The following is an 8,079-nucleotide window of genomic DNA, read 5'->3' on the forward strand; positions in this document are numbered from 1 at the left end:
GCGTGCCGGTCCCGCCGCTATCAACGACAGTCAGAAGGTGTATTTGACCGACGCCATCACATTGAACGGCGCGCCGTAGAAACTGCTGGACGAGGTGGAGTAGTACTTCTTGTCGAATACGTTGTTCAGGTTCAGCGATGCGCTCAGCTGGCGCGAGAAGCGGTAGCGCGCCATCAGGTCGAGCACGGCGTAGTCGGGCTGGGTGAAGCGCTCGCCGTGCGGGCCGACCCTGTCGCTGTAGATGCTGCTCTGCCACACCAGCGCGCCGCCGATGGTCAGCGGATTCCAGGCGCCGGGCAGCGTGTAGGCGGTCGACAGTTTGAACAGGTCTTCCGGGGCGACGGTATTGACCGGCTTGCCCTGCGCGTCTTCCGAGGTGCGATGGGTAAAGCCGCCGGCGACCTGCCAGCCGGTCAGCACTTCGCCGGACACTTCGACTTCGAAGCCACGGCTCTTCGTGCCCTTGGCTGCCTTGTAGGCCGTATTGCCGTCCGGCGTCAGATGTCCGACATCCTCGACCGCCAGGTTGTCCTGATCGACCTTGAACACCGCCAGGCTGGCGTTCAGCCTGCCGTCGTAGAACGCCCCCTTGATCCCGGCCTCATAGCTGTTGCCCTCAAGCGGATCGAGGTACTGGCCACTGCTGTCCTTGCTGTCCTGCGGCTTGAAGATATTGGTGTAGCTGGTGTAGACCGACCAGTTGTCGTTCAGGTCGTAGACCACGCCCAGATACGGGGTGACCACGCCATGCTTGCCGCGCTTGCCCGAATCGCTGCTGCCGTCGTAGTAATGGTTGTAGGTGTCCTGCGACCAGTTGCTGACCCGGCTGCCGACAATCACCGACAGCGCGTCGGTCGGGCGGAAGCGCGCCGTCATGTAGGCGCCGGACTGGCGCTCGCTGAAGTGATAGTTGCCGCTCTGGGCAATATCCGGCTTGGCCGGGTTGCTGCCATCCCACTTGTAGATATCCGGCACCGACGAGTCCCAGCCCGGGAAGCGCCACAGCGGATAGGTCGGGTCATCGCTGCTGGTGCGCGACATATTGAAGCCGACCACCAGGTCATGCTTGCGGCCGAACAGCGAGAACGGACCGGACGCATAGAAATCCAGCGCGTTCTGCACCGGGGTCTGGTTCCAGCGACCGGCCCACAGGCTGACGCCGGCACCGGTCTGCCGGTCCGGGTAGCCGCCACCGGCATAGCCGAGCACGGCATCGTAATGGTCGCGCGACTGGGTCAGCACCAGCTTGGCCAGCCAGTCATTGTCGAAGCGGTGTTCGAGCGAGCCGAAGAACGAGCTTTTGTGGTGGTTGTAATACGCCCAGTCGGCGCCGGAGTTGAACGAGCGGGAAAAATTGGTCTTGCTGCCGTCGCTGAAGAACAGCGGCGCGCCGGCACGACCCATATTGTTCGAGTCGTGGTGCTGGACATCGAAGCCGGCCGCCAGCGTGGTGTCCGGCGTCAGGTCCGCCTCGACGATGGCAGAGAAGACGGCCTTTCTTTCCTTCAGCCGGTCGACCCACGAGTCATTGTCCTGCAGCGCAGCAACCAGCCGCGCGCGCACATTGCCGCCCTCGGTGATCGGCACCGACAGGTCGACATCGGTACGGTAGAAATCCCACGAGCCGACCGTGGCCGATACCGAGGCCTCGAACTCGCGTTTTGGCCGCTTGCGCACCAGGTTGACGGTCGCTGACGGGCTGCCGACGCCGTTCATCAGCCCGGTGGCGCCGCGCACGACCTCGACCCGGTCGTACAGCGCCATGTCGTTCACGTCCTGGGTGCTGTTGCTGTATTGCGGAATGCCGTCGATCTGGTAGTTCTCGATGGCGAAACCGCGCGAGTACAGCGCATTGCTGTCGGTACCGGCCGCACCGGCCTGGGTGACGGTGATGCCGACGGTCGCCTTCAGCACTTCATCGATCTGGGTCAGGCCACGATCGTCCATCTGCTGGCGGGTAATCACGCTGACCGACTGCGGCGTCTCGCGCAGCGACAGCGGCAACTTGGTCGCGGTGCTGGTCGAGCCGGTGGTATAGGAACCGGTGCCATCGGTGCGGGCGCCAAGCCCGCGCGCATTGACGTCGACCGCAGCCAGCGTCTGCACGCCGGCCAGCGAGCCGGCAGCCTCGCCCGCCGGTTTCGGTGCGGTTTTCAGCACATAACCGCCGCTGCCGTTCGCCACGGCTTCCAGGCCGGTACCGGCCAGCAGCCGGGCAAAGCCCTGCTGCGGCGTATAGCGGCCGTCGAGGCCGGGACTGGTCTTGCCCGCCGTCACTGCCGGGTCGAACGACAGCAGTACCCCGGCGCTGGCGGCAAAGCCCGACAGCACCCGTCCCAGCGGCCCGGCGGCGATGTGGTGGTTCTTGCCGGCAGTGGCGGCGGCCGGCTCGGCGGCCAGCGCCGGCAGCGACAACGACGTCAGCGACAGGCCGAGCAGCGCGGCGGTCACGGCCAGCGCCAGCGGATCAGGCTTGCGGCAAGGGGCAGTCGCCGCCATTCGGGTGGCGTGCGGGCGACCAGTGGTCATGCGGATTCTCCGATTCAGGGAAGCAGGTGGAAGAAGGCCGGCCCGGTCGCGTGGCGACGGCGCCAGTCATCAGCTCTTACTTTCCATGCCAATCGAAAAACGAAAAGTGACAGGTCCGGCGCAATATTTTTTTTCGCCGCCTCAGCGCGGGCCGACCGTGACCCAGTAACGGGTGAGCGAATCGATGCGGACCGGCAGGGCATCCGCCAGCGCGGCCAGCACCCGGTCGGTGTCATCGAGCGGAAAGGCGCCGGAAATCCGCAGGCCGGCCACCGCCGGATCACAGCGCAGCCAGCCATGCCGGTAGCGCGCCAGCTGCTCGACAAACGCGTCCAGCGGCATCCGGTCGGCAAACAGCATGCCGCTGGCCCAGGCCGCCATCTGTTCATCGACCGGTCGCGCCGGGGCGATGCTGCCCGCATCAAAGCGGGTGCGCTGTCCGGCCTGCAGCACCTGCACGCCAGCAGCAGGGTCACGCGGACGGATTTCGACCGCGCCGTCATAGACCGCGAGCCGGCTGCCCTGCGAACACTGGCGCACACTGAAGCGGGTGCCGAGCGCGGTCAGCCGACCGTCCCGGGTGGCGACGACAAATGGCCGGTGCCGGGCGGCCGGGTCAGTGGCGGTTTCGACCAGTACCCGCCCCTCGCCAAGAACCAGCAGCCGTTGCGTCGCATCGAAAGCGACCTCCAGCCGGGTGCCGGCATCGAGCACGACCCGCGTGCCATCGGCCAGAGACACTTCGCGCGGCGCTTCCTTGCCGGTATGCAGCAGCGTGCCGTCGGCATCGGCGGCCAGATGGCGGTAACCAAACCAGCCGGCCCCGCCGACCGATACCAGCAGCACGAGTTTTTCCAGTGCGCGCCGCCGGGCCAGCGACTGCGGCCGGTCGAGCGCCGCCAGACCGACGCGCGGTGGCACGGCACCGAATTTCCGCGTCAGTGCCTCGATGCCCTCCCAGGCCCGGGCATGCGCCGGGTCGGCCGCCAGCCAGCGCTGCCACGCGTCCCGGTCGGCATCGGTGGCATCGCCGGCGGTCAGCCGCACCAGCCAGTCCGCAGCCTGGTCCAGCACCTGCGGCGACGGCCGCCGCGCTACAGCAGCAGGGACAGGCATTGCCGCACCGCACGGGTCAGATACTGGCGCACCGAACTGACCGACACGCCAAGATCGGCGGCGATTTCGGCATGGGTGCAGCCTTCCAGCTGCGACAGCAGGAAAGCGCGCCGCACCTTCGGCGGCAGGCCGTCGAGCAGCGCATCGATTTCCATCAGTGTTTCCAGCACCAGCGCACGCGTTTCCGGCCCCTGGGTTTCCGGTTCCGGCAGCAGGGCCAGTGCCTGCAGGTAGGCACGCTCCAGTTCCTTGCGCCGCAGGTGGTTGACCATCAGCCCGTGCGCCACCGTGGTCAGGTAGGCGCGCGGTTCGCGGATCTGTCCGGCATCCTGGCCGGACAGCACGCGGATAAAGGTGTCATGCATCAGGTCAGCGGCTTCGAACGCGCAACCCAGCTTCTTTCTCAGCCAGCCCTGCAGCCAGCCCTGATGGGCCAGATACAGGTCCTGGACGATTGCGGACTGCGAGCCTCCACCGGTAAGCACGACATGCACCTTTCGCCTGCTGGACAGGGCTGAAAATTCAAACGATAACTATTATCATTTCTTTCCTGCCCAGTTGGCAATAACAGCCATTCCGGACAGCGGCGACGGCGGTTTCCCCACCTGCCTGGCCGCGAGGAAAATCATCACTGTTTGATCCAGATCAAATTCGCATCAGCCGGAAGCCGGATTCCGCCACCGGCAACTATCAGCAGTCAGACAGGCTGATTAAAATCCATGCCTGATGCATTTCCGTAGCCGGTCCGGTTCGAAAGCATGCGCAGACATCCCGTATGGTCGTATTCCACGACGACGGCGGTCATCCGTACCGCCCTTGCTGTCCCGTCTTTCCCCTCCCCCGTCTATCCGATCTGAACGGCCGCGCCATGCGGACCGCTCCGGCACACGACGCGCGCGTCGTCCAGGCATCCGGTGCCGATCAAAAAAACCAACTGGGAGAGACACCATGCAGGTCACCAGACGTCAGTTTTTCAAACTGACCGCAGGCGGCATGGCCGGCAGCACGATTGCGGCGCTCGGCTTCACCCCCGGCCAGGTACTGGCGGATGTGCGTGCCTACAAGCTGCAGCGGGCCACCGAGACACGCAACAACTGTCCGTACTGTTCGGTCGGCTGTGGCGTGCTGATGTACAGCCTCGGCGATGGCGCCAAAAATGCGATTCCGTCCATCTACCATATCGAAGGCGACCCGGATCACCCGGTCAGCCGTGGCTCGCTGTGCCCGAAAGGCGCCGGGCTGGTGGACTTCATCCATAGCGCCAACCGGCTCAAATACCCCGAATACCGCGCCCCCGGCAGCGACAAGTGGCAGCGCATCAGCTGGCACGATGCCCTCACCCGCATCGCCGGGCTGATGAAGGCCGACCGCGATGCGAACTTCATCGAGAAGAACGCCGACGGTGTGACCGTCAACCGCTGGCTGACTACCGGTTTCCTCGCCGCGTCCGCCTCCAGCAACGAAACCGGCATCCTGACCCAGAAAGTCACCCGCTCGCTCGGCATCCTGGCGCTCGACGCCCAGGCCCGCGTCTGTCACGCGCCGACAGTGTCGGCGCTGGCGACTACCTTCGGTCGCGGCGGGATGACCAACACCTGGGTCGACATCAGGAATGCCGACTTCATCCTGGTGATGGGCGGCAATGCCGCCGAAGCGCACCCGGTCGGCTTCAAGTGGGCGATCGAGGCCAAGCGCACGCGCGGCGCGCGTCTGGTGGTGGTCGATCCGCGCTTCAACCGCACCGCCGCCGTCGCCGACCTGTACGTGCCGATCCGCGCCGGTTCCGACATCGCCTTCCTCGGTGGCGTCATCAACTGGCTGATCGCCAACGACAAGATCCAGTGGGAGTACGTGAAGTCGTACACCAACGCCAGCCTGATCGTCGGCGACGGCTACAGCTTCGATGACGGCCTGTTCTCCGGCTTCGATGCCGGGCACGGCAAGTACGACCGCAGCGGCTGGCAGTACGCGCTGGACGAAAACGGCCAGGCGCGCCGCGACCCGAGTCTGCAGGACCCGCGCTGCGTGTGGAACCTGATGAAGGCCCACTACAGCCGCTACACCCCGGAAGTGGTCAGCAATATCACCGGCACGCCGAAGGACGCTTTCCTGCAGGTGTGTGCGATGCTCGGCGCCACCTCGGCGCGCGACAGGGTCGGCACCATCCTGTACGCGCTCGGCTGGACCCAGCACACCACCGGCACGCAGAACATCCGCACCATGGCGATGATCCAGTTGCTGCTCGGCAATATCGGCATGCCCGGCGGCGGCGTCAACGCCCTGCGCGGCCACTCGAACATCCAGGGCCTGTCCGATCTCGGCCTGCTGTCGACCAGCCTGCCCGGCTATCTGGTGCTGCCGACCGACAAGCAGACCGACTACTCAACCTATATTTCCCAGTCGACGCCGAAGCCGGTACAGGCCGGGCAGCTGAACTACTGGGGCAATACGCCGAAATTCTTCGTCAGCCTGATGAAATGGTTCTGGGGCGACAACGCTACCGCCGCCAACAACTGGGGCTTCGACTGGCTGCCGAAGTGGGACAAGTCCTACGACGTGCTGCAGGCGATGGAGCTGATGCACCAGGGCAAGATGAACGGCTATATCTGCCAGGGCTTCAACCCGATTGCCGCTTTCCCGGACAAGAACAAGACGGTCGCCTCGCTGTCGAAGCTGAAATTCCTGGTCACCATCGACCCGCTGGCCACCGAGACCGCCGCCTTCTGGCAGAACCACGGTGAGCAGAACGACGTCGATACCGCCAGCATCAGGACCGAGGTGTTCCGCCTGCCGTCGACCTGTTTTGCCGAGGAAGACGGCGCCATCGTCAACTCAAGCCGCTGGCTGCAGTGGCACTGGAAGGGCGCCAACCCGCCGGGTGAAGCGCGCCCCGACCAGGAAATCATGGCCGAGCTGTTCGTCGCCCTGCGCGAGCTGTATCGCAAGGACGGCGGCAAGGCGCCGGAGCCGATCCTCAATCTGGCCTGGCCGTACCGCGACCCGCTGAACCCGACACCGGAAGAACTGGCGAAGGAAATGAACGGCCGCGCACTGGCCGACATTCCGGACCCGAAGAACCCCGGCCAGTTCCTGGCGAAAAAGGGCGAACAGATACCCGGTTTCGCCGCGCTGCAGGACGATGGCAGCACGATGTGCGCGTGCTGGATCTTCGCCGGCAGCTGGACCCAGGCCGGCAACCAGATGGCACGGCGCGACAATGCCGATACCGGCCTCGGCAACACGCCGGGCTGGGCATGGGCATGGCCAGCCAACCGCCGCATCCTGTACAACCGCGCCTCCTGTGACCCGGCCGGCAAGCCGTGGGACCCGGCACGCCAGCTGATCAAGTGGAATGGCGAGAAGTGGGTCGGCGCCGACGTGCCCGACTTCAAGATCGACGAGGCGCCGGATACGGCCATGAGCCCGTTCATCATGAACAACGAGGGCGTCGGCCGGCTGTTCGCGGTCGACAAGATGGCCGATGGCCCGTTCCCCGAGCACTACGAGCCGATGGAATCGCCGATCGGCACCAACCCGCTGCACCCGAAGGTGGTATCCAGCCCGGCGGTCCGGCTGTTTGCCGACGACCGGGCGCGGATGGGGGTCCACACCGACTTCCCGTATGTCGGCACCACCTATCGGCTGACCGAGCACTTCCTGTTCTGGACCAAGAACTCGCGGCTGAACGCCATCATGCAGCCGGAGCAGTTTGTCGAAATCGGCGAGGCGCTGGCAAAGGAAAAAGGCATCAGCCAGGGCGATACGGTCAAGCTCAGCTCCAAACGCGGCTTTATCAAGGCCAAGGCGGTGGTGACCAGGCGGATCAAGGCGCTGCAGGTCAATGGCCAGACCGTGCACCAGATCGGCATTCCGCTGCACTGGGGCTTCGAGGGCGCCACGCAAAAGGGCTTTATCACCAATACGCTGGCGCCGTTCGTTGGTGACGTGAACACGCAGACCCCGGAGTACAAATCATTCCTCGTCAATCTGGAAAAAGCCTGAGGAGGGCGGACCATGGCACTGCAATCGCTTGACATCACCCGCCGCTCCGCGAGCCCGACCGCCCCGCCACAGGCCCGGCACACGCTGGAAGTCGCCAAACTGATCGACGTGTCGGCCTGTATCGGCTGCAAGGCCTGTCAGGTCGCCTGCTCGGAGTGGAACGACCTGCGCGACGAGATCGGCGACAACGTTGGCGTCTACGACAACCCGGCCGACCTCACCGCCCAGTCGTGGACGGTGATGCGTTATGCCGAGGTCGAGGAAAACGGCAAGCTGGAATGGCTGATCCGCAAGGACGGCTGCATGCACTGCAGCGAACCGGGCTGCCTGAAGGCCTGCCCGTCGCCCGGCGCGATCATCCAGTACAGCAACGGCATCGTCGACTTCCAGGAAGAGAACTGCATCGGCTGCGGCTACTGCATCTCCGGCTGT

Annotated in this window: 5 protein-coding genes; 2 read left to right on the forward strand and 3 right to left on the reverse strand. The window is 65.2% G+C overall.

Annotated features, from left to right (window positions below; genetic code table 11):
• Nucleotides 1–30 precede the first annotated feature (30 nt).
• The 3 genes from Q352_RS0116570 to Q352_RS0116580 form a co-directional block, all read right to left on the reverse strand.
• Nucleotides 31–2,529: a TonB-dependent siderophore receptor gene (locus Q352_RS0116570; RefSeq protein WP_211249641.1), complete on the reverse strand. Its 2,499-nt coding sequence runs from the start codon at nucleotides 2,527–2,529 to the stop codon at nucleotides 31–33.
• Nucleotides 2,530–2,670: 141 nt separating this feature from the next.
• Nucleotides 2,671–3,645, reverse strand: coding sequence for a FecR domain-containing protein (locus tag Q352_RS0116575; protein ID WP_036386792.1), 975 nt, complete (start codon nucleotides 3,643–3,645; stop codon nucleotides 2,671–2,673).
• Entirely contained in the window at nucleotides 3,624–4,130 is a 507-nt protein-coding gene (locus tag Q352_RS0116580) for a sigma-70 family RNA polymerase sigma factor (protein ID WP_051529046.1), read from the reverse strand. Before Q352_RS0116580 ends, Q352_RS0116575 begins: the two co-directional genes overlap by 22 nt.
• Before the next feature lie 463 nt (nucleotides 4,131–4,593).
• Here Q352_RS0116580 and fdnG point away from each other — a divergent pair, with 463 nt between their 5' ends.
• The gene (gene fdnG / locus Q352_RS0116585; protein ID WP_084300293.1) at nucleotides 4,594–7,647 is read left to right on the forward strand and encodes a formate dehydrogenase-N subunit alpha; all 3,054 of its coding nucleotides are present in this window, start codon (nucleotides 4,594–4,596) and stop codon (nucleotides 7,645–7,647) included.
• A gap of 12 nt (nucleotides 7,648–7,659) precedes the next feature.
• A partial coding sequence (locus tag Q352_RS0116590; RefSeq protein ID WP_036386795.1) for a 4Fe-4S dicluster domain-containing protein occupies nucleotides 7,660–8,079 on the forward strand: 420 nt, incomplete at its 3' end.

The sequence above is a fragment of the Microvirgula aerodenitrificans DSM 15089 genome (assembly GCF_000620105.1).
GTDB lineage: Bacteria > Pseudomonadota > Gammaproteobacteria > Burkholderiales > Aquaspirillaceae > Microvirgula > Microvirgula aerodenitrificans.